General features: G+C 36.4%; 17 protein-coding genes. 4 read left to right on the forward strand and 13 right to left on the reverse strand.

The window, feature by feature from the left end; translation table 11 throughout:
* Positions 1–450: 450 nt before the first annotated feature.
* From HMPREF2811_RS00005 to HMPREF2811_RS00035, 7 genes are all read right to left on the reverse strand, one after another.
* On the reverse strand, positions 451–834 hold the full coding sequence (locus tag HMPREF2811_RS00005; RefSeq protein ID WP_071407559.1) for a VOC family protein: 384 nt from the start codon (positions 832–834) through the stop codon (positions 451–453).
* Positions 835–930: 96 nt separating this feature from the next.
* Entirely contained in the window at positions 931–4,911 is a 3,981-nt protein-coding gene (gene addA / locus HMPREF2811_RS00010; protein WP_071407560.1) for a helicase-exonuclease AddAB subunit AddA, read from the reverse strand.
* On the reverse strand, positions 4,912–8,460 hold the full coding sequence (locus HMPREF2811_RS00015) for a PD-(D/E)XK nuclease family protein (protein WP_071407561.1): 3,549 nt from the start codon (positions 8,458–8,460) through the stop codon (positions 4,912–4,914). It lies immediately after the preceding gene.
* 706 nt (positions 8,461–9,166) lie between these two features.
* A complete protein-coding gene (locus HMPREF2811_RS00020; protein ID WP_071407562.1) occupies positions 9,167–10,084 on the reverse strand; it encodes a manganese-dependent inorganic pyrophosphatase in 918 nt (305 codons plus the stop codon).
* Between the two features lie 50 nt (positions 10,085–10,134).
* Positions 10,135–10,875: a tRNA (guanosine(37)-N1)-methyltransferase TrmD gene (trmD, locus tag HMPREF2811_RS00025; protein WP_071407574.1), complete on the reverse strand. Its 741-nt coding sequence runs from the start codon at positions 10,873–10,875 to the stop codon at positions 10,135–10,137.
* Positions 10,865–11,386 (reverse strand): ribosome maturation factor RimM, encoded by a 522-nt coding sequence (rimM, locus tag HMPREF2811_RS00030; protein WP_071407563.1) that lies wholly within the window; start codon positions 11,384–11,386, stop codon positions 10,865–10,867. Before rimM ends, trmD begins: the two co-directional genes overlap by 11 nt.
* Positions 11,386–12,561 carry an MFS transporter gene (locus HMPREF2811_RS00035; protein ID WP_071407564.1) on the reverse strand — a complete coding sequence of 392 codons (1,176 nt, stop codon included), beginning with the start codon at positions 12,559–12,561 and terminating at the stop codon, positions 11,386–11,388. The genes rimM and HMPREF2811_RS00035 overlap by 1 nt, the downstream gene beginning before the upstream one ends.
* A gap of 151 nt (positions 12,562–12,712) precedes the next feature.
* Here HMPREF2811_RS00035 and HMPREF2811_RS00040 point away from each other — a divergent pair, with 151 nt between their 5' ends.
* Positions 12,713–14,416: an Rqc2 family fibronectin-binding protein gene (locus HMPREF2811_RS00040; RefSeq protein ID WP_071407565.1), complete on the forward strand. Its 1,704-nt coding sequence runs from the start codon at positions 12,713–12,715 to the stop codon at positions 14,414–14,416.
* Positions 14,417–14,576: 160 nt separating this feature from the next.
* On the opposite strand, the gene pyrR is transcribed toward HMPREF2811_RS00040, so the two are convergent.
* From pyrR to rplS, 6 genes are all read right to left on the reverse strand, one after another.
* Positions 14,577–15,116 carry a bifunctional pyr operon transcriptional regulator/uracil phosphoribosyltransferase PyrR gene (pyrR, locus tag HMPREF2811_RS00045; RefSeq protein ID WP_071407566.1) on the reverse strand — a complete coding sequence of 180 codons (540 nt, stop codon included), beginning with the start codon at positions 15,114–15,116 and terminating at the stop codon, positions 14,577–14,579.
* Positions 15,117–15,211: 95 nt separating this feature from the next.
* Complete coding sequence (locus tag HMPREF2811_RS00050; RefSeq protein WP_071407567.1) at positions 15,212–15,607, reverse strand: rhodanese-like domain-containing protein; 396 nt, start codon at positions 15,605–15,607, stop codon at positions 15,212–15,214.
* Between the two features lie 8 nt (positions 15,608–15,615).
* Complete coding sequence (locus HMPREF2811_RS00055; RefSeq protein ID WP_071407568.1) at positions 15,616–16,590, reverse strand: ROK family glucokinase; 975 nt, start codon at positions 16,588–16,590, stop codon at positions 15,616–15,618.
* A 13-nt stretch (positions 16,591–16,603) separates the two neighbouring features.
* Complete coding sequence (locus HMPREF2811_RS00060) at positions 16,604–17,299, reverse strand: rhomboid family intramembrane serine protease (RefSeq protein ID WP_071407569.1); 696 nt, start codon at positions 17,297–17,299, stop codon at positions 16,604–16,606.
* A 12-nt stretch (positions 17,300–17,311) separates the two neighbouring features.
* Positions 17,312–17,863 (reverse strand): 5-formyltetrahydrofolate cyclo-ligase, encoded by a 552-nt coding sequence (locus HMPREF2811_RS00065; RefSeq protein WP_071407570.1) that lies wholly within the window; start codon positions 17,861–17,863, stop codon positions 17,312–17,314.
* A gap of 331 nt (positions 17,864–18,194) precedes the next feature.
* A complete protein-coding gene (gene rplS / locus HMPREF2811_RS00070) occupies positions 18,195–18,542 on the reverse strand; it encodes a 50S ribosomal protein L19 (RefSeq protein WP_066123339.1) in 348 nt (115 codons plus the stop codon).
* Between the two features lie 570 nt (positions 18,543–19,112).
* On the opposite strand from rplS, the gene HMPREF2811_RS00075 reads away from it, so the two are divergent.
* From HMPREF2811_RS00075 to HMPREF2811_RS00085, 3 genes are all read left to right on the forward strand, one after another.
* A complete protein-coding gene (locus HMPREF2811_RS00075; protein ID WP_071407571.1) occupies positions 19,113–20,180 on the forward strand; it encodes an undecaprenyldiphospho-muramoylpentapeptide beta-N-acetylglucosaminyltransferase in 1,068 nt (355 codons plus the stop codon).
* Between the two features lie 126 nt (positions 20,181–20,306).
* Positions 20,307–20,768 (forward strand): DUF1836 domain-containing protein, encoded by a 462-nt coding sequence (locus tag HMPREF2811_RS00080; RefSeq protein ID WP_071407572.1) that lies wholly within the window; start codon positions 20,307–20,309, stop codon positions 20,766–20,768.
* Positions 20,749–21,402: a PAQR family membrane homeostasis protein TrhA gene (locus HMPREF2811_RS00085; protein ID WP_071407573.1), complete on the forward strand. Its 654-nt coding sequence runs from the start codon at positions 20,749–20,751 to the stop codon at positions 21,400–21,402. The genes HMPREF2811_RS00080 and HMPREF2811_RS00085 overlap by 20 nt, the downstream gene beginning before the upstream one ends.
* Positions 21,403–21,512: the final 110 nt, after the last annotated feature.

The raw sequence follows: 21,512 nt of genomic DNA on the forward strand, positions 1-21,512 counted from the left end.
CGCCACCAACACTAAAAATTATAGATCCTAAATAATTAAAGCAATAGAAATAGCCTAACAAACTCACATCGGGTTTGCCAGGCTATTATTTTTTTGTCTTCTTTTTTCCATCTATCAGTCAAGTAATATAACACAGTTTTGAAAATGTGATGTCTGACATCACTTACAAAATTTACCGACAGTTTAATTGGCTCTTTTGCCCTTTCCATCTGCTAAGAATAGGCATACTATTTATTCAACGACTAAAAACCACCGGCTGTAGACTTCCTAATCCTATCCAATAGTCATCAAAATACCTTGAATCACCATGAATCACAACCAGTCTTGTGGTCCCCCATCAAATAGCAAATTCTTTATTGCCATTCCTCTCTCATGCTGAATCAAGGTATGTAAAGTTACTTTCTTAGTCGTTGATGATTTTCATGGTCAAGTCATCATTATTCCTTTGATTTAAACCGTTATTTCTAATTGGTTGCCTTCAAAGATAATGAACTTACTCTCATAATAACCGTCACCGGTTGTACGCGGGCCATCAATGAGTTCATAACCATCGTTTTTTAACTCTTTTGTTAGGGCATCTACTTTCTCCTTACTGCCCACACTCATCGCCATATGAACCAATCCGGTTCGATTTAAGCCTTTATAAGTATCCACCATATCCGGTCTTGTCATTAACTCTAAGCGAGCGCCATCCTCAAATGTTAAAAAGTAAGAGCTAAATTCCGTATTCGGATTGAAATACAATTCATTTGATTTTGCCTCAAAATATTTAACAAAGAAATCTCTCGCATCATCTAAATGATTAACATATATCGCTACGTGTTCAATTTTCATAGATTTCCCTCACTATTCAAGTTTGTTAGCTTTAGTTTAGCAAATAATCTCCTTCAAGACTATGGACTTTTTTATGATATATCAGAAATATCGCAACTAGAAGGTATATAATTCGTCATAACGATACACTACATTAAAATCTAACAATACCACACATACATCTTTAACTGGCTTAGCTTTGGCTTGACTCAAGGCTTGTGCATACAAACTCAACTGGAATTTATACTTATCGGCAACCAATTCAATCTGCTCACTACGCGGGACATTGCCATATTGACGATAGCGGTCTGTTTTATAGTCCAATATGACCAAGCCATCGTCTGTTTCGTAAAAGGTATCAATAATCCCATGGACTAATAATTGATCATCGGCCAACTGGGGCATTGTTTCCTCGGTTAACTGGGCTTTAAACAACCATTTAGCAGGCAATAAATAAGAAAAAGCTTGTTCACGTTGTAAGGTTTGATGATACTTAAATAATTGTTGACCATACGGGTCTTTTAAGAACCATACTAAAGTCTCCACTTTAATTAAGGCTGTTTCTTCTTGTGTTAAATACTCTTCACTGACTAAGCGGCTGATTTCACTTGCCACCCAGGATTCAATCGCTTCACCTTGATACTGATCAAAGGCCAAATGTTGCATCACAAAGTGGGTTAAGCTACCGATTTCGGCATATGTCATCGTTTTCGGTTTCATAAATTGTGGTGGTTCAAAGGTATCCTGCGTATAGCGAATACTTTGAATCCCTGCTTGTTCAGTGACGTCGCTTGCTGGCGTTACTGCTTGATTGTTAGTAGCGGACAACTGCCCTTTTCTTAGCTTAGGTTGATGGTCTGTTTCAGTGTTGACTGGCTTAGTTCGGTCATTAAAATGACTTAATTGATCATGTGCCGGTTCTTCATACAAACGTTTTAACTCAGATACCGATTGATAAGAGGACGTATGACTCGCCAATTGATACGGGTAGACAGGGTTAGCTAATGCGGCCATCGTTTGCATTAAGGGGGACCTTGGTTCATCCATCGAGACTTCTTTTATCGCTTTCAGTGTAAAGTCGAGCCAACTTTCTTCGGTGATGAATTGTCGTTGTTGAATTAATTCACCTTGGGTTTGGAAGATTTCTGCTTGATTTTTAAAGGTAACATCAACTTGTGCAACATCAAAATCAGTAACTTTTTCGGCTAAAGTATCCGGTACAGCTAATGATTGACGAATCCACTCTAACCATGAATTAGCTGCTTGACGTTCTTGTAAGACGACTAACTTATCTTGTTTATCGGTTAATTCACGAGTTTTTTCATTTTTTTCTTGCCATTTATCCTGTGAATCAATGGTCCCAACTAGGATTAATTGTTGCTCACAACGGGTTAAGGCTACATACAATTTACGCATTTCTTCGGCTTTCGCTTGCATAGTTTTTTCGATTTTAATAGCTTTGTTAACCATCGATGGGTATTTTAACATCGTAGTAAAATCATATAAATCGGTACCCATTCCGGAGTTTTTCGATAATACATAGCGTTTATGATTAATATCTTGCATATTAAATTGCTTTTCAATATTCATCAAATAAACAATAGGAAACTCTAATCCCTTACTACCATGAACCGTCATCATACGTACAAAGTCTTCATTATCGCCTAATAAGACCGGTTCAGCAATATCTTGATTATGTTCGGTTAATTCTTCAATATATCGAATAAAGCCAAATACCCCTTTAAAATTACTCTTTTCAAAGCTAGCGGCTTGTTGGTAAAACGCATGTAAATTTGCTTGACGTTGGCCACCATTGGTTAGGCCCGCAACATAGTCTAGGAAATACGTTTCTTGATAGATTTGCCATATCAATTCGACTAAGCGTTTCTCACTGGCAATCGTTTGCCAATGAATCAGTTGATGATTAAATTGTCTTAATCGCTCCGCAAGCGCATCATCTACTTGGGTTAAATAATCTAAGACGGCTTCATAATAGGTCCCACTTGGATGATGAATCCGGATTTTACTTAATGCTTCATCACTCAGTCCGACAAAATATGATCGTAAAATCGCCACTAAAGGCAAGTCTTGTCGGGGATTATCAATGATTTTTAAGAGTGCAATCATTAATTGAATCTCTTGTCTTTGGAAATAAGTATCAATTTTTTGCGCATTAATCGGTATCTCATACTGTTGGAAAGCCCGTTGAATTTCTAAAAAGGGCTTTTTAGTAGACGATAAAATGACAAAGTCACGGTACTCCACCGGACGCATGCCTTTGGCTTTTTTATCATAGACTTGCCACTTGGACAGTACTTTTTGACGGATGTCTTGGGCAATTAAATGCGCTTGGGCTTCAATCGAACTATCAAAAGCAAGTTCATCTGTTAGTTCATCAGTATCCGTTGCTTCTTCATTAAAGCTAGTTGCCGCTGCTTCATCACTGTCTTCGGCTTTTTCATGCAATAAGAGTTGAATATTAAAGCGTGGTGAAGGCGAAACGGGTTCAAAGGACAGATTACCTGTTTTTAAGGACTCTTGTTCGCCATAGTTCATTTCGCCAAATTGCTCGTCCATAATGCGCTCAAATACATAATTGGTAAATTGCAGCACTTCATCGCGTGAGCGATAATTTTTATCTAACACAATTAATTCGCCGTCTTCATGTGCTTGGTATTGGCGATATTTTTTCATAAATAGGCTCGGTTCGGCCATACGGAAGCCATAAATCGATTGTTTAACATCCCCTACCATAAACAGATTACCTGTTAAATATGGTCGTTGTTCATGTGATAACCAAGATAAAATCGTTGCTTGAATTTCATTAATATCTTGGTATTCATCGACCATAACCTCTTTAAACAGATTTTGATAATACGTAGCAGCAATGCTGGCCTCACGGCGTCCAGTCTGTTGATTATAAGGGGCTAAAATATTTAAAGTTAAATGTTCTAAATCATTGTAATCAATAATATTGAGTTTCGCTTTATGTTGAGCGACCGCTTGTTTAAAATGTAAAGTCAGTTGACTTAATTTATCAATAATCGGTGCCAACTGAGCTTCAACTTTTTCCAATTCTGGATAGGCTAAAGGAAAGACCGGTTGCACATTTTTGCTAATCAATGTTTTCGCTTGGTCACGGGCCACTTTCATGGCATCGATTAATTCGCCTTCTTCCGTCTTACGCGGTTTACTTGGCCAACGCTTAAATTCCACCCCCGCCAACATATTAGCAAAGTTCGCTAATTGATCTTGGTATAAATTATCTAATAATTGACCCATCATTTCCCGTTCAGTCGCTAAGAAATCTCCATATTTTTGAACAATTTCATCGCTAGCACCTGTTAATAAGTTTTCAGCTTTTAATAATAATTGATAAGCCGATTGAAGATTACTTTGTATATTAGGTGCTAATTGTTGTTTGTATAAGGTTGTTTGGCTAAACTGATTAAAATCACGACTATATTGCGATAGGTTTTGTAAATAGATTTCTGGTTCAGGATGGGACGAAGAAAATAGATGTAAGTTAAGCACTAAGTCAAATAAGTCTTGGTCATTTCTAGGATTGGCATAACGACTTAATAATTCTTGTAAGTCATTCGCATCCAGTCCGGTCACCTTGCCTTCGATAATATCAGCCACCAATACTTCCCAAACATCTTGAAAAATCAAGGCCTTTTGAGTCTCGTCCACTAATAAAGTAAAACTCGGATTAAAATCAATCAAATAGAAAAATTGTTGAATCACCTGTAAACAAAAACTATGCAAGGTCCGAATATGGGCTGCGGGTAATTTAGCGATTTGTTCTAAAAAGAGCGCTTGTTTATCTTGGTATTCCGGTTGGTAAATCACCGCTTTGAGTTTGTTTTCCATCCGTTCTTTCATTTCCTTAGCAGCAGCTTCCGTAAAGGTTACTACCAGTAATTCATCGATTTGTGCAAACTCTTTACGGATATGGGTTAAGATTCGCTCAATTAAGACCGTCGTCTTACCCGAACCCGCTGAGGCTGCGACCAGTAAGTTAGATCCTGTTTGTTGAATCGCTTGCCACTGTTCATCATTGTATTGTGCATCTTTTGGTTTTGGTTCAATTAACATCTATCCTTCCTCCTTTCCTTCAAAGTCAATTTTCAATTGGCTTATAACTTCTTTTGCTTTGATCGTTTTACGACGATATAAATGATAATGTTCGGTAGCGTCAAAGCCTGAAATGACCCGATAACCCGGTTGTAAAGCTGTTGTATAAGGATTATCTTTATACGGCGCTAGGTCTATACGACCCGATTGCATTTCTTCAGCAGCTTGAATAAAGCGTTCATCGGTCATGCGTAAAACTAATTGTAAATCTTCATCACGGATTACTTTTGAACTAGCTTTATATTGACCATCTTTCTTTAAAGATACTGGATAAATCAAACTATCCGATTGTTCCTCAATATCGGGATCAATTTGCATTAAATCCGCTTCATCGGCTGCTACAAAACCATGTAACAGATTATTTTTTAATTGCGTATCATAAAGGGCTCCTTGAGACGCTTGGGCTAAGACATCTGGTGTTACCTCATTAAAATTATGAATCAATGGCTGATAAAAAGCCCCTAATGCTTCAAACTGCGGATAGTTTTGTAAGGCAATATTTAAATAAGTTAGAATTTGTAAATCATGACCATAATAAGCATCTTCTAGCTTAAATTGCTTTTTACCTGACTTATAGTCAATGATTTGTAATTTATTCGCCCCCACTAATTCATCAATGCGGTCAATTTTCCCGGTAATATATAATTTACCGCCACTTGACAATGGGTAACTCATCCCTTTTAAATCATGTTGCGGATTCATCCCAAAGATAGCTTCGGTTTTTAAGGTGCGCATCTTAATTTTCGCTTGTTGTTGATAGCTAAATTGTAAAAAGCGCCATAATTGTTGATCAAGCTGTAACTTAATGGCTTGCATTCGTGGATGACCACTGAAAATATTGAATTTCCACTCTTGATTAATGGCCTCGATGCTTTCATTTAAAATAGCACTTAATTCTTCAGCACTTAAATTGACCAAAGTACGACCGGAAGCAATAATTTTAGCCATCACCAAGTCTAATGCATGATGGAAATAGTCCCCGGTTTTAGCCGCATCAATATCATATTGTTCACGCTCTTTTAATCTTAAACCATAGGTTAAAAAATGACTGAAGGGATCTTGATAATAGGCTTCGATCTTCGATACAGAGGCTGAAATATTTTGGCCAAATAAAGCAATAGCGGTTTCAGGTGTGAGTGCCGTTGGTAAAACATTAAATTTAAAAATCTGATGAACTAACTGTTGCCAATTATGATCAATGGCTTCTGGCGAATACAATACTTGATGAAATAATTGTTTTTGTTGATGCGTCATCGGCAAGCTATTTTGATATTGATGACGCAATACACCCAGTAAAGGCGATAATTGCATCGGCAGGCGCCCTAATTGATTGCTGTGGATTTGTTCATTTAAAAACGGATGTTGCTCACTACCAAATGACTCCACTTTAAATTGACAAGCTTTAATCAGATTTAGGATATAAGGTGAAAATTGTCTTTGTGAATCAACTACACTGAGTGCCACTGAAAAATATAATTGATCCGTTGCATTCAATAACAATTGATAAGCAATGAGTTGTTCCATCTGATTGCGTTGCTTCGCGGTATCGGCTAGGTTTTGATGTGGTAGTAAACGTTCTTGAATCGCCGTACGATTATCTTCTGTTAACAGAGAATCACTGGTATAGGTCTTCGGTAAACTATGATCATCGGCTCCTAAAATAAAGCAAATTTTAGCCGGCTGAACTTGTGGACTTTCAATACTCGTAACCGTCACTTGATCCATGGTTGGAGGAATGATATGATAGGTCGCTTGTTGTAAACCGGTTAGTAATAATTCAGCAAACAACGCTAAAGATAAGTTCTTTTCGCCATAAAGTTGATGAAATTCATCTAAAGCATCCATTAAAACTTGCCATACTTGTTCAAAACGACGCGATAGTTCAATTTGCCCCCGTTCAATCGCTTGATCACGCAACGTAATAAGGCGCGTTTGGACTTGGGTATGAACGAGTAATTGATATAACCATTCACCAGCCTGTTGACCTGTCAGCCCTTTATCCCAACGACTTAAGGGTTGATAAATAAAGGACACTAACCACCGGCGCCAACGACTGACCACTTCAAAAATGGTTTCATTCGTTTCATCACCTTGATAATTAACATAGTGTTGTTCTGATTGCGGAAATTGCCAGTCAAACTTTTCACTATAAAACCGGAAACCAAAATAACCATTAGCAATTAAAATATTTTCTAAGAGGGCTTTTTGATGCCGTGCCTCTTCAATATTCCCTTCAAGCCATTCAGGCATTAATAAATCCGACTTGATGACGAGCATTAAATCTTGATAACGCCAATGATTTAAGGACAAATTCAGCACTGCTTCTAACCACAAGACTAAGGGATGTTGCGACATATTGGCTTCATGGTCAAAAAAGTAAGGAATCTGATTCATCTCAAAGATTGGGCCTAGCATTTGCTGATATAAATCCATATCACGGGTTAACACTAAAATATCACGATAACGATACCCTTCAATTGTCACTAAGTGATGGATCTGATTACTAATATGACGTAATTCACTTTGAACGGTTTCAAATTGCCAAAAATGATGATGCGGAGTAGCGCTATTTAATGCTTGTGGCGCTAATAATTGCGATTGTTGTTGTTGGAAACGTGCGGCCACTTCTAAAATTGCCGGTTGATAATTAAAGTAATGATCTTGAATCTCCCAATCAGGTAATATTTCAAAATTAAATAATTGCCCATAATGTTTAAGTTGACGATAAGTGTCTTTTACCACTTGAACCATTGGTAACCATTCAGCACTTTTAATTTGTGTTTGCGTAATTGGCAAGGTTAACCAAACCCGCTTAAATTTTTGAGCAAGGTCTACCAATAATTGGTATTGTTGCGCATTAAAGAAATAATGATGATCGATGACTAAATAATGATGGTTAAATGCTTCATATTGGGCTAAATAGTGCGATAAATCCAAATACGTTTGATAATTCGCTAAGGATTGCGTTTCAATCGTGTCAATAAAAGCGCTATATAATAATTGTAATTCTTTAATACGTTGCGCTTCCATATTTAAAATTGTCGCATCCATTACTTGTTCATTCACCATATCATCGGTTAAGGCTTCTGGATTAACATTGCCTTGATATAATTCTTCGAATAGCGCCAATAATTTCTCAACAAAACCTAAGTGATGTTGTTGTCCTTTATAAACAATCAATTGGTCTTGATATTGATCTAATATTTGCTTAATCACCATCGTTAAACCGATATCGGATAGATTAGTGCGTTGATGTTGTTTCTCGTCTAACATAAACCAAGCCAAACGTGTAAAGCTGACCACTTGAATGTCCATCATAGCTGATTCTTGACGTCCGCTCATTTTTTGACTTTCTTTTAGTACAAAGGTTTCCATGTCAAACTTAATATGTTCCGGCACTAAATAATAAATAATTGCTTGCGGATCTTGTGCTTTAATTTTAAATAGCTCTTGAATTAGGGGAGCTTTTTTATTAACTGACAAATCGCCTGTTACAATTTGTAAAGCCATACTCTCGTCCCTCCTCGTAAAATAATATCGATAGTTCTATTGTATCAAATTCACTTCTGTTTAAAAATAGGCCTTCGTTGAATATTGATGAATAATGCATGATCCGCTTACAGATAATGCTTCATGGCTTAGGGTAAAATGAGTGATGCTAACTTTTATTATTAGAACGCAAAAACTATTTCTCAAATCAATTAGTTTTTGCGTTAATTATAGTCTCCACATGATTAGGAGTGGACCAGAAGTAGAATATTGAATGAGTTTCGCTTCGTCTGTTCCTCCGCACAGTTGGGAGTGGACCAGAAATAGAACATTGAATGATTTCGCTTCGTCGGCCCACCCTCAAAAAGATGTTTAGCCAATACAATTGTGTAATCTCCCTTGCTTATGGGGCCACCTGACACCATGCAAATTTTGCCCCATACAATTAAATAAATTCTCTTGCTTATAGGAGCCACTGGCCCATGCAAATTTAGCCCCGTACAATTAAATAAATTCTCTTGCTTATTGATTAACTACAACCAAGAAAATTTAGCCCCAACAGTTTAATAAAATCTCCTTCTATATTTCCTAACGCCAGCAACTGGATGAATTAGGACAAACAAAAAAGACCGAACAGAAATACATGCTCGGCTTCGCTTCAAATAGTTAGTTATTCATTGCTATTTTCAGGAGGCAATCAGATCGTCTTTCTGTCAGTCTTATTTTATTATTTTTCGTAAGCAGCCGTTAATTGCGGTACGACTTGTTTCTTACGTGAAACGACACCTGGTAATAATAGTTCATTGTCAGTCACTGTAGTACCAAAAGCCGCTTCTACTTGTGTGAAGTCTTCACCAGATACTAAACCGAATGAATTGCTTTCTAAAATATCGGTTACGATTAACACGAATAAATCATATCCTGAAGCATCCATTGCTGTTAATAATTCAGCTTTTTGTGCTTGCATTTCTTCGAAACCAATCGCGTTTACTTGTGCGATGCGCACTTGCTTACCATTCATATCGAATGATTTAGCATCTAATGTTAATAATTCATCAATTGTTTTAGTTGATAAATTGGTTCCTGCTTTTAATAATTCTAAACCATATTTTTCTAAATCAACTTCTGCGATTTTCGCTAATTCACGCGCTGCAGATTCATCTTGATTTGTGCAAGTGGGTGATTTAAATAATAAAGTATCAGAAATAATAGCCGATAACATTAAACCAGCAATTGATTTTGGAATATCGTAATCATGTTCCTTGAACATTTTTAATAAGACAGTGGCGGTACAACCAATGGGTTCTGCACGGTAATATAAAGGTTGCGCTGTTTCAAAACCAGCAATACGGTGATGATCGATGACATAATCCACGGTCACATCCGCTAAATCATCGACTGATTGTTGGGGTTCATTGTGGTCCACTAAAGCAACGTGGTCTACTTCGTTGGCAACCGTGGTTACTACGCGTGGTGCTTCGACATTGAAATAACTTAAAGCAAATTCAGTTTCTTCATTTGGGGTTCCTAAAGCAACAGGTTCTGCGACATACCCTTGACGCTCTAAAAAGAAGCTCATCGCAATGGCTGAAGCAATCGTATCAGTATCTGGATTTTTGTGTCCGAACACTAAATATTTAGACATTTATTAATTCCTCCTAAAAAGGTCTTTTCTATATTTTATCACATCTTATGCTATTTGAAAGAAATATTTTCATTTTCTTGTTGAATTTCTGCTAACCATTCTTGTTCTTGCTCTGTTAAATCAGCTTTTTCAAGTAAGTCAGGTCGTCTTTCATAGGTTTTGCGGATAGCTTCTTTGGCTTTCCATTTTTCAATCTTTTCATGATGTCCACTTAATAAGACATCCGGTACCACTTTCCCTCTAAATTCTCGTGGTCGCGTATATTGGGGGTGTTCTAATAAATGACGTTGATGAGACTCATCTACAATTGAATGGGCATTTCCTAAAACTTCGGGAATTAACCGGACGGTCGCATCAATCATCACCATTGTCGGCATTTCACCATTCGTTAAAACATAATCACCGAGTGACACCTCATCGGTTACATAATCACGAATTCGTTCATCGAAACCTTCATAATGTCCACAAATAAAGATTAATTGTTCTGCTGTTGACCATTCTTGAGCCATTTGTTGGGTAAACGGCTCGCCGGTTGGATCAACTAAAATGACTTTCGATTTATCTTTGCGTTCAATTGCTTCGAGTGTTTCTACAATAGGCTCAACCCGTAATAACATGCCCGCTCCGCCACCATATGGATAATCATCCACATGGCCATGTTTATTGACCGCTTTTTGACGAAAATCATGTAAATTTAAAGTCATTTTTTCTTTATTTTGTGCTTCCTTCATTAAAGAGGTATTAAGGGGTGCAAACATTTCTGGGAATAAAGTTAACACATCAATTTGCATCATCAATCAAACCTTCCATCAGTTCAATCGTCGCGATGCCGTTGGTTAAATCTACCTCTTTCACGACATCATTAATAAAGGGTAATAACACATCGCGTTTTTTCGGTTCATGACGTTTAACCACCCAGACATCATTCGAACCTAACGATAGAATTTCCTTAACAGTTCCTAATTCATCGCCATCCGTGGTGATAATCTTTAAGCCGATAATTTGATGATGATAAAATTCATCTTCAGGCAGTTCTTGTTGCTGGTCTTTTTCAATCGCTAACCAATAATTTTTATAGTGTTCAATATCATTAATATTATGAATCCCTTCAAAACTTAAAATATAAGTCCCTTTATGTAAATAGGCATCCGCGACAGTTAATTTAGTTAGTACCTTCTCCCCGTCAACAATCGCTAATTTTTCACCTGGTGCAAAGCGTTCATCAGGAAAATCCGTATCCGCAATGACTTTAATTTGACCTTTAATACCAAAGGTATTGACAATTCGCCCTACTTTATACATTATCCTTCCTCCTCAACCGGACCATTTTGGGTAAAACGTTCTGACATATATAACATTAAAATGGTTAATAATCCTAAATAAATTGGTAAAATTCCCATGCCTGTTACTTTCGTAATCCAACCAAAAATTGGTGGCATCGCCATTGCACCTACATAGGCACTGGCCATTTGCACCCCAATAATGGCTTGTGATTTATCTTTGCCAAAATAACGTGGCGACATATGAATAATACTTGGATAAATAGGTGCACACCCTAATCCAATAATAATTAAACTCATTAGCGCAATCACTGGGATTTTGATTGGCAATAATAATAAAATAATTCCCGTTGCTAGGACACCTATCCCGATACGAATCATTTGCTCGTCATTAAATTTAAAGGTTAAGAAGCCACTCAACGCACGTCCTACCGTGATACCGATATAAAATAAAGCAGCATAACCGGCAGCAGTCTCAGGTTCAATGCCTTTTACTAATACAAAATAACTACTTGCCCAAAGTCCTGCAGTCGATTCAATCGCACAGTAACAAAAGAAAGCAATCATAATTTCTTTAGCACCTTTTAATGATAAAATCTCTGGAATGCTTAAGGGTTTGCCTTCAGCACGTTTCCCATTGCTTTTAGCTTCATGCGTTTGCCATAAAGGTAAGCTAATAAATAGACTCGTTGTTAAAACAATTTGAATGATTGCAATATATAAATAACCACTTTGCCAACCCGAACCATTCGTCAAGGCATAGGACATAATATAAGGCCCAATCGCTGCTCCTACACCCCACATACAATGTAACCAGCTCATATGGTGACTCTTATAATGTAAAGCGACATAATTATTTAATGAAGCATCGACACTGCCGGCACCTAGACCATAAGGAATCGCCCATAAACATAACATCCAAAATTGATTACTAATTGAGAAACCAAATAAAGCAACTGCCGTTAATAGCACACTAAATGCCGTTACTTTACCAGGACCAAATGTCTTCGTCAGGCGATCACTTTGCAAACTGGAAATGATTGTTCCAAAAGAAATAATTAACGAAATAACGCCGGCATAAGAAACATCAACCGCTAAAGTTTGATGCATTACGGGCCATGCTGAACCTAATAAGGCATCCGGTAAGCCAAGACTGATAAATGATAAATAAATCATGACTAATAATAAATGTATCATGCAACCTCTCCAATCTAAAATAATAACCTTCACTATTATACGACAGTTCAAGTAAATTCGCTATCGAAACCGTTTATTAATCACGATAACTTTCACTTTAGTGGATAATCATGTAAAATGTATTTATATCTCTTTTTAGGAGGAACCAAGTATGACGTTTGATGGCTTTTTTACACGTGCCTTAGTCAAGGAATTAGCGGATCATCTAATTGGTGGCCGTATTTCCAAAATATATCAACCTTTCGAGCAAGAATTACAATTGGTGATTCGTAATCATCGTACCAATTGTCGTTTAAACAGCTCGATTCATCCCACTTATTACCATTTAGGTTTAACAGATGAGCGTCCAAGTAATCCCACTCATGCACCAATGTTTTGTATGTTGATGCGTAAACATTTAGAAAATGCCATTGTATTAGACATCCGGCAAATTGATAATGACCGTATCGTGCAATTTATTGTGAGTGGCTTAGACGAATTAGGTGACCAACAAAATTACCATCTTTATTTTGAATTGATGGGTCGCCACAGTAATATCCTATTAGTGAATCCGGCTAAAAATACGATTATTGACTGTATTAAACATGTCTCTCCTAGTCTCAATAGCTATCGCGGATTACAACCAGGGGCTGAATATGTTCAACCACCCAAAAATCCACAACAAACGAATGTCTTTGCTTTACCAGACTTAGAAAGTTGGGCGAATGAACATTATCAGCTATTAGCAGATGGTCTGGCATCTCGAGTTATTGAAGGATTAGGAAAAATTGGTGCCAATGAAATCGAATATTTAATGAACCAAGAAAAAATGACAGCCAGTGAAGCTATCAATCAATTGATGGCCGCCACCACTACTGCACAACCCACAATTTTCAAACAAAAAAATGCCAAATTATCATTTTATTATTACCCTGTTAAGCATCTTGAAGCTGAACAAATTCACTACCCTTCACTTTCAACTTTATTAACAGCCTTTTTCCAACAGAAAATTCATTTAGATCGTATCCGTCAATTATCAGGAGATTTAATCCAAAGAATAGAACATGTGATTGAACGCAATCAAATTAAAATCGCCAAATTAGCAGAAGATCGCAAAGTAGCCCAAGCGTCGGATACCTATCGTATAAAAGGTGAACTCTTAAAAGCTTACGCTTACCAAATTGAAAAAGGTCAATCAGAAGTAACATTGGATAATTATTATGACAATAATGAACCTTTATTGGTGGAACTCGACCCACGTTTATCAGCCATTGATAACAGCCAAAAATATTTTAAAAAGTATACTAAATACCGTGATTCATTAAAATATATTGACCACCAAACCCAACTGGCTGAAGCAGAAAATGAGTATTTAGAAACAGTCCTTGTCCAAATTCAACAAGCTGATTTGGAAGACATTGAAGATATTAAAGAAGAATTAACGAGCGAAGGTTATGTCGCACAACGTAAGCAAAATATTAAAAAACGTTCAAAATCAACGTCAAAACCAAGACGCTATCGCAGTGATGATGGGGTCATGATTTATGTTGGACGCAATAATCATCAAAATGACGAACTCAGTCTTAAAAAAGCCAGTAAAAATCATTGGTGGCTTCATGCCAAAAATATCCCAGGTTCTCATGTGATCATAGAAAGTGACCGACCAAGTGATGAAACCATTACGCTAGCAGGAGAATTAGCTGCTTATTATTCTAAGTTCAGTGACTCAGCTTCGGTTCCAGTCGACTTATTGCAAGTCAAACATTTACGCAAACCAAATGGAGCTAAACCTGGCTATGTGATTTATGAAGGTCAACGAACTATTTATGTTACACCTGATGAACAGAAATTACGCACCTATCAAATTGACGATTAATAAATAATTGGCTATTTGAGTTGAGCCTTTCAAGTATTTAGCAGTCCATTTCGTGACTAATAAAAGCTTTTATCTATCAATATAATAAAAAAACTGAAGTTACGTGATTAGTTGAGTGTCGAGTAGACCTTATAACCACATCATAACTTCAGTTTCTTTTTTATTTTACAATGACCACTTGGTCTTCACCATTGTCGACTTCACTTAAGCGTACCGCAATTCGCTCTGTTTTGGCAGTTGGTACATTTTTACCCACAAAATCTGCTCTAATCGGTAATTCGCGGTGTCCACGATCCACTAAAATAGCTAATTGAATATGCGAAGGACGATGTTGGTCTAAAATCGCATCCATCGCAGCTCTAACCGTGCGTCCTGTATATAATACATCATCGACGATGACGACTTTTTTACCCGTTAAATCATGAGTAAAGCTCGCTTCAGTTACTTCTGGTTCATCGGAAACCGTCGCATGCGTTAGGTCATCTCGATAAAAGGTAATATCCACATAATCAACCGCCACTTCATGCCCTTCAATTTCTTTAATCTTCGTCGCAATGCGATTGGCTAAGTATTCGCCACGCGTTTTAATCCCGACTAACACAACGTCCTCTAAAGTCTTATTACGTTCTAAGATTTCATGGGCAATTCGTTTAAGTGTCCGATTGATGGCCATTTCATCCATTAATATATTTTCAACCATTTCAACACTCCTTTCAAGGTGATAAAAATAAAGATCGTCATAGCCCATTAAAAATGAAACTATCACCATCTTTATTGACTAATATAGGCTGTACATTATTTTCTTGATTTTACTTTTCCGCCCCAAGTAGAAAAGCCATTTTTCAAGATAAAGACATTATCATGACCGTTTTTCTTTAAAGTACGGGCACAACGTGGTGCTAAATTACCATCTTCGTCATATAAATAAACGGGTTTGTCACGTCGCACTTCGGCTTGACGTTGTTTAAACTGTGACATTGGAATATTGCGTGCCCCTAAAATGTGCCGCGCCTCGAATTCCGGTGTTTCACGCACATCCACAATTTGTGCTCCAGCACGTAATGTTTCTAATTCCGTCGCTTCAATCACTTGAGCGGAATTACGTGCAATCCACCATAAATAAAGTAAGTAGCCACCATAAATAACTAAACCTAAAACAATTAAAGCTAAAATAAATTTCAAAATTTCCATTAAATTAATTACTCTCCTAACTCATCAACTGGTACTAATCGAGCAGCCCCAATAACACCAGCATCATTGCCAATTGTTGCTAAACGGATTTTTGTGACATCACGTACTTGTGGGAATGAATATTGACGGTGATATTTTTCAACGCGCTCTTTTAAATAATTACCAGCCGCTGAAACGCCGCCCCCTAAAACAATCGTACTTGGATTTAAAATATTCGCAATATGGGAAGTCGCGATGCCTAAATAATGAGAAAACATATCAACTACATGTTCACTAAATGTATCGCTATCTTTTGCTGCATCAAAAATATCACGAGCGGTTACTTGATCGCCACTATCAATACGTGCTTTAATCGTTGAATCACCTGCAAATTCATTTGAATAATGACGTGCAAGATTAACAATTCCAGTTGCTGAGGCAACTGTTTCTAGACAGCCTTTATTACCACAAGTACATTCAAAACCATTTTCTGTATCAACAAAAATATGTCCCACTTCGCCCGCTGTACCACCGACACCATGTAATAATTTATTATCTAAAACAATTCCGCCACCAACACCAGTACCTAAAGTGAACATCACGACATTAGGTTCACCATTACCAGCACCTTTCCATTGTTCACCTAAAGCAGCCACATTCGCATCATTATCAATATAAAAAGGTAAATTAAAAGCTTCGGCAAATTGCTTTCCAACTTCTTGTAATTCACTCCAGTTTAAATTGTAAGCACCAATAACTGTTTTGTTTTCAGCATCTACTTTCCCGGGCGTTCCCATCCCAATACCATAAAAACTCTCTTCAGTTAAATTTAATAATGATAATTGCTCTTTAATCGAATCAATAATATCCGGGACAATGTGTTCGCCATCATTTAAGATATTGGTTTGAACACTCCATTTTTTTTGAATTTCACCAGCGGGTGTTAAAATTGCTAATTTTGCTGAAGTACCACCTAAGTCAATCCCAATAATTTTTTTCTCCATTTTTCCTACTCCTTTAAATTTCTCTTTGTATCCCAATAAAAATAAATAAAATCAATAATATAACGATACTAATGGATAATAATAATCGTTGTTTCTTCGTCAATGGATAATATTGTTTGATACCAATCGCCGCGGTCATCAAAGCTCCCATTAAAGCGCCACCCATATGACCCCAGTTGTCGATCGTACCTGAAAATAGATTCAACAAGACATTAATAACAAATAATGTCAGAAACGTTTGACCACGCTGTCTTAAATAATTTGATTGTGGATATAGACGACCTAATACAATATAAGCCGCAAATAAACCAAAAATACCGGTACTAGCTCCTGCAGAAAGAGAACCCGCACTCGCTAAGCCAAATGAAACAACATTTCCACCTAGAACACTCATTAAATAAATCAGTAAATAACGTCCATGACCTAATATTTTTTCAAGTTCAATTCCAACAAAATAAAGGGAAACCATATTCATCAAGATATGTTCGAATCCAATATGAATAAAACCGGCAGTCAATAACCGCCACCATTCATTAAAATGAACAATGAAAGGTCTAAAATTTGCACCTGCATTTACTAATGCTTCGCTCGATTGTGTAGTACCAAAAACGAATAACATCCATATAAAAACAGCAATATTAAGTGTTAATAAAATATAAGTTACAAATGGCGCCTGACGCCACCATTCAGTATTTTTAATTTTTTCCATTATTGCTCCTCTCTATCTCGCAATGATGAGCTTTTTAACAGGTTGATCAAATGATTCGACAGGCAATAAATCATTGTCGATCATTTGAATCGGAAAAACGAGCGAAACCGTATTGGTGGTAGGTAATTTTGCTAGTAGACGATCATAATAACCACCACCAAAGCCGACCCGATACCCCTCACTCGAAAAAGCTAAGCCTGGAACAATGATTAAATCTAATTGCTCAGGTTCTAGTCGTTGGTGAGTCTTCGGTTGCACCACTTTGCGATAAACTGTTTTAAGTATGTCCCCCATTTTATAAGGAGCAAACTCTAATTGATAATTGGGATCTAAACAAGGTAAATACACTTCATAACCTTGTGCTTCTAATTCTTCTAATATGGGCAAAACATTTACTTCAGGATGAAAGCTATAAAACAAAGCTAATTTTTGAACTTTGATTGTTTGTAAATACCCAAAAAATTGTTGCTTCAAATCACTTTCCCATTGGCGTCGTTGCCCACTATCCAACGCTTGAAGTTTATTGATACTATCTAATCGAAGGGTTTGCTTATCTTTTTTCATAATACCTCCCTCTAAGATTACTAATATATTTTAACACATTTTAATGAAAAATGGGAGCGTTCTTTCAAGGAATCATAACGTTATCAAAATCATGTTTAGAGTGGACAAAATAGCATTAGATAAAGTAAGCTTATCGTTTATAAAATTTGATTAGAAATTAAGAACGGTGAATATTTTTGTTTAAATTTAGGTGATACCATCGGGCTCAGAGCGTAATTCAATTCTAATAGAGTAACCCCGTGACGAATGGCATTTAGGTGATTATCTTATTGTAAATGAAAAAATACCCGATTGACTGTCAATACAATCAACCGAGTATTCAAATCTTGGATTATCTAGTTCGTTCTTTAATTCTTGCTGCTTTACCAGACAATGCACGAATGTAGTATAATTTCGCACGACGTACGCGACCTTTACGAACAACTTCAATTTTCGCTACACGTGGCGTATGTAATGGGAATGTACGTTCTACACCTACACCATTTGAAATTTTACGAACTGTAAAAGATTCGCTAATTCCAGTACCACGACGTTTAATAACTAAACCTTCGAAAATTTGCACACGTTCACGTTCGCCTTCGACGATTAATGCGTGTACACGAACTGTATCACCTGCACGAAATTCAGGGATATCGTTACGTAATTGAGCTGCAGTAATTTTTTCAATTAATTTACTCATGTTTTTTTCTCCTCTTCTAACAAACACTCATAGATAGCAGAATTGTCTATCCAGCGGAATATCGTGATTTGGGGTCCGCAGACCACTCTTACTATTATACAATAAAAGATACAGTTGTAAAGAGCTTTTGTAAATATTTTTTTAATCCACTAGAAATTCATAGCTTCGAAAGTTATATGACCTATTAAATGGTGTAGACTCTCCTTTTGAGATAGAAACTAGTAAAATTTGATGAAATAAACAACATTGAAATCATCCATCAAGTGAATAGCTCAATCAAAATAAAGATCTATGCTCATGGAGACACTTATTCTCAAATCTATCAAAATTCTGATGAAAAGCATCTTCTAAAGTTAGTGCCACGGTATCTAGCCATAAAAAACATTAGGGTATGAGTTCATCCATCATCAAGCATCAAAAATAGTGCAAAAATTCTATTTTTATAGCGCGTGATGTGTTATCTATCCTATTAACTTTTTCGCTATTCTTCTTCCTCCTAGCATAACGCTTAACTAGACACATCTAGGTTTGAACGCTATAATTAATGAGAATAATTTTTAGGAGGCTCTTATGGTTAAACGAATTTGTTTTACTGGTGGTGGCTCTATTGGCCATGTGTCAGTTAACGTAGCCTTAATCCCTTATTTTCAAGAAAAAGGTTATGAAACATTTTATATAGGATCAAAAAACGGGATTGAACGTGAGATGATTAATAAATTAGACAATGTGCCCTACTATCCCATTAGTAGTGGTAAATTACGTCGTTATTTTGATTGGCAAAACTTTGTCGATCCTTTTAAAGTCATGAAAGGCGTTAGCGATGCTTATTTTATTTTGAAAAAGCAACAACCGACGATGATTTTTTCTAAAGGTGGCTTTGTAAGTGTGCCGGTTGCGATGGCAGCCAAAATGTTAAAGATTCCTATCGTGTTACATGAATCAGATGTGACACCTGGTTTAGCAAACAAAATTAGTATTAAGTTTGCTGATCATATTTTTACAACCTTTCCACAAGCAGCAGAACATTTGCCCAAAGGACAAGCTACCGTTATTGGCTCTATTATCCGCGATAGTTTATTTGAAGGTAATGCGGAACGTGGTTATCAATCTACAGGTCTAACACCTGATAAACCAATTATGATGGTTATGGGGGGCTCTTTAGGTTCTAAAGCAATCAATGATGCGATTCGTCAAAATTTAGATTATTTATTGACAGAATACCAATTAATCCATTTAACGGGTAAAGGTTTAAAAGATGACTCTCTAACTCAAGACGGCTATGTCCAATATGAATTTGTAACGGATGAACTCAATGATTTATTAGCGATTACCGACTATGTTATTTCAAGAGCAGGTTCTAACTCAATTTTTGAATTTTTAGCTTTAAAAATACCGATGCTATTAATTCCCTTAACCGCTCAAGCTAGTCGTGGAGATCAATTATTAAATGCTCAAAACTTCCAAAATGAAGGATATGCCCTTGTTTTAAATGAAGAAGAATTGTACCCAGAAACGTTGAAAGAAAAATTAGTTGCTTTGACTGAACAAAAAGAGACAATGATTGCACAAATGAACCAATATCAAATCAGTAATTCCATTGAAGATTTTTATCAATTGATTACTCAATATGAAAAATAAACAAAATCAGGTAATGAAATGTTCTCTTTCTTTACCTGTTTTTTTCATACTCTTTACTTGACATTGGATTATGACAACTTTACAATCTAGTTATAAAGACTAGATGTAAGGAGGTGGCTATTTTATATGATAAAGTTACCGTATTGGCATCAATTGCCTGATTTAGATTTATATTTAGACCAAGTTTTAATTTTAATCAATGACTTGATAGTGGAACCCACATTGTCGGAAGAAAAAGGTTTAACAGCTTCAATGATTAATAATTATGTCAAACATCATCATATTGAAAAGCCAATTAAGAAAAAATACCGTAAAAGCCAAGTCGCTAGACTGATTGCGATAACTTTCCTTAAAAATGTATTTCCGATTCAACATATCAGTCAAACACTGAAGATGTTAAGTGAAGATTATGATTCGGAAACATTGTATAATGGTTTTGTCAAATGTTTAGCTAAAGATCAAAACAATGAAATCGAAGTCCCAGCAATTATTCAATCAGCTTGTCAAACAGTTATCTTATATTATCAAACACAAGCTCTTATTGCAGACTATAAAGGAGAAAAAAATAATGAACATGACACGATTTAAACCCAGTATTCAACTATCATTTGGTGAAGAAATTGGTAATAGTGTTTCGCATGGTGTAGCGGCTTTAGCCATGTTAATCCTCTTACCGATAACCGCCATTTATGCTTATGTCCATTATGACGTCACGGCCATTGTGGGTATGTCTATTTTTACAATCAGTTTATTTTTAATGTTCTTAGCTTCTACCATTTATCATTCAATGAGTTACGGTTCACCTCATAAATATGTCATGCGCATCATCGATCATAGTATGATTTTTATTGCGATTGCGGGGAGTTATACCCCGGTTGCACTTTCGTTAATTGGTGGCTGGTTAGGCATCGCAATTATCGTTTTACAATGGGGCATCACCATTTTTGGTATTTTATACAAAATATTCGCTAAAAAAGTCAATGAAAAGTTTTCCTTATTCCTTTACTTAATAATGGGATGGTTGGTCGTTTTTATTTTACCGGATGTGATTAAACATACGAGCGCTATGTTTCTAGCTTTAATGGTATTAGGGGGGCTGCTTTATACGATTGGTGCCCTCTTCTATGCTAAGAAAAAACCATACTTCCATATGATTTGGCATTTCTTTATTATTCTAGCTTCACTGGCTCATTATATTGCGATTGTCTATTTCATGATTTAATGACGCTGTGCAAATTTTTTAAATTCTGTTCAGGAATACCTATTTAATTCAAAGCGCAGTGGTTGAGTGGTATCAAAATGCGTCTTAATGAGGTTAAAGATAAATTTGCT

Source organism: Globicatella sp. HMSC072A10 (assembly GCF_001811625.1).
Lineage (GTDB): Bacteria > Bacillota > Bacilli > Lactobacillales > Aerococcaceae > Globicatella > Globicatella sanguinis.

Bases quoted from the DNA above. Each gene is read 5' to 3' on its own strand.
- HMPREF2811_RS00015 (WP_071407561.1), bottom strand. From the start codon at position 8,460: ATGGCTTTACAAATTGTAACAGGCGATTTGTCAGTTAATAAAAAAGCT.
- HMPREF2811_RS00075 (WP_071407571.1), top strand. From the start codon at position 19,113: ATGGTTAAACGAATTTGTTTTACTGGTGGTGGCTCTATTGGCCATGTG.
- HMPREF2811_RS00040 (WP_071407565.1), top strand. From the start codon at position 12,713: ATGACGTTTGATGGCTTTTTTACACGTGCCTTAGTCAAGGAATTAGCG.
- pyrR (WP_071407566.1), bottom strand. From the start codon at position 15,116: ATGGTTGAAAATATATTAATGGATGAAATGGCCATCAATCGGACACTT.
- rplS (WP_066123339.1), bottom strand. From the start codon at position 18,542: ATGAGTAAATTAATTGAAAAAATTACTGCAGCTCAATTACGTAACGAT.
- HMPREF2811_RS00005 (WP_071407559.1), bottom strand. From the start codon at position 834: ATGAAAATTGAACACGTAGCGATATATGTTAATCATTTAGATGATGCG.
- addA (WP_071407560.1), bottom strand. From the start codon at position 4,911: ATGTTAATTGAACCAAAACCAAAAGATGCACAATACAATGATGAACAG.
- HMPREF2811_RS00080 (WP_071407572.1), top strand. From the start codon at position 20,307: ATGATAAAGTTACCGTATTGGCATCAATTGCCTGATTTAGATTTATAT.
- HMPREF2811_RS00050 (WP_071407567.1), bottom strand. From the start codon at position 15,607: ATGGAAATTTTGAAATTTATTTTAGCTTTAATTGTTTTAGGTTTAGTT.
- HMPREF2811_RS00085 (WP_071407573.1), top strand. From the start codon at position 20,749: ATGAACATGACACGATTTAAACCCAGTATTCAACTATCATTTGGTGAA.
- rimM (WP_071407563.1), bottom strand. From the start codon at position 11,386: ATGTATAAAGTAGGGCGAATTGTCAATACCTTTGGTATTAAAGGTCAA.
- HMPREF2811_RS00020 (WP_071407562.1), bottom strand. From the start codon at position 10,084: ATGTCTAAATATTTAGTGTTCGGACACAAAAATCCAGATACTGATACG.
- HMPREF2811_RS00035 (WP_071407564.1), bottom strand. From the start codon at position 12,561: ATGATACATTTATTATTAGTCATGATTTATTTATCATTTATCAGTCTT.
- HMPREF2811_RS00065 (WP_071407570.1), bottom strand. From the start codon at position 17,863: ATGAAAAAAGATAAGCAAACCCTTCGATTAGATAGTATCAATAAACTT.
- trmD (WP_071407574.1), bottom strand. From the start codon at position 10,875: ATGCAAATTGATGTGTTAACTTTATTCCCAGAAATGTTTGCACCCCTT.
- HMPREF2811_RS00060 (WP_071407569.1), bottom strand. From the start codon at position 17,299: ATGGAAAAAATTAAAAATACTGAATGGTGGCGTCAGGCGCCATTTGTA.
- HMPREF2811_RS00055 (WP_071407568.1), bottom strand. From the start codon at position 16,590: ATGGAGAAAAAAATTATTGGGATTGACTTAGGTGGTACTTCAGCAAAA.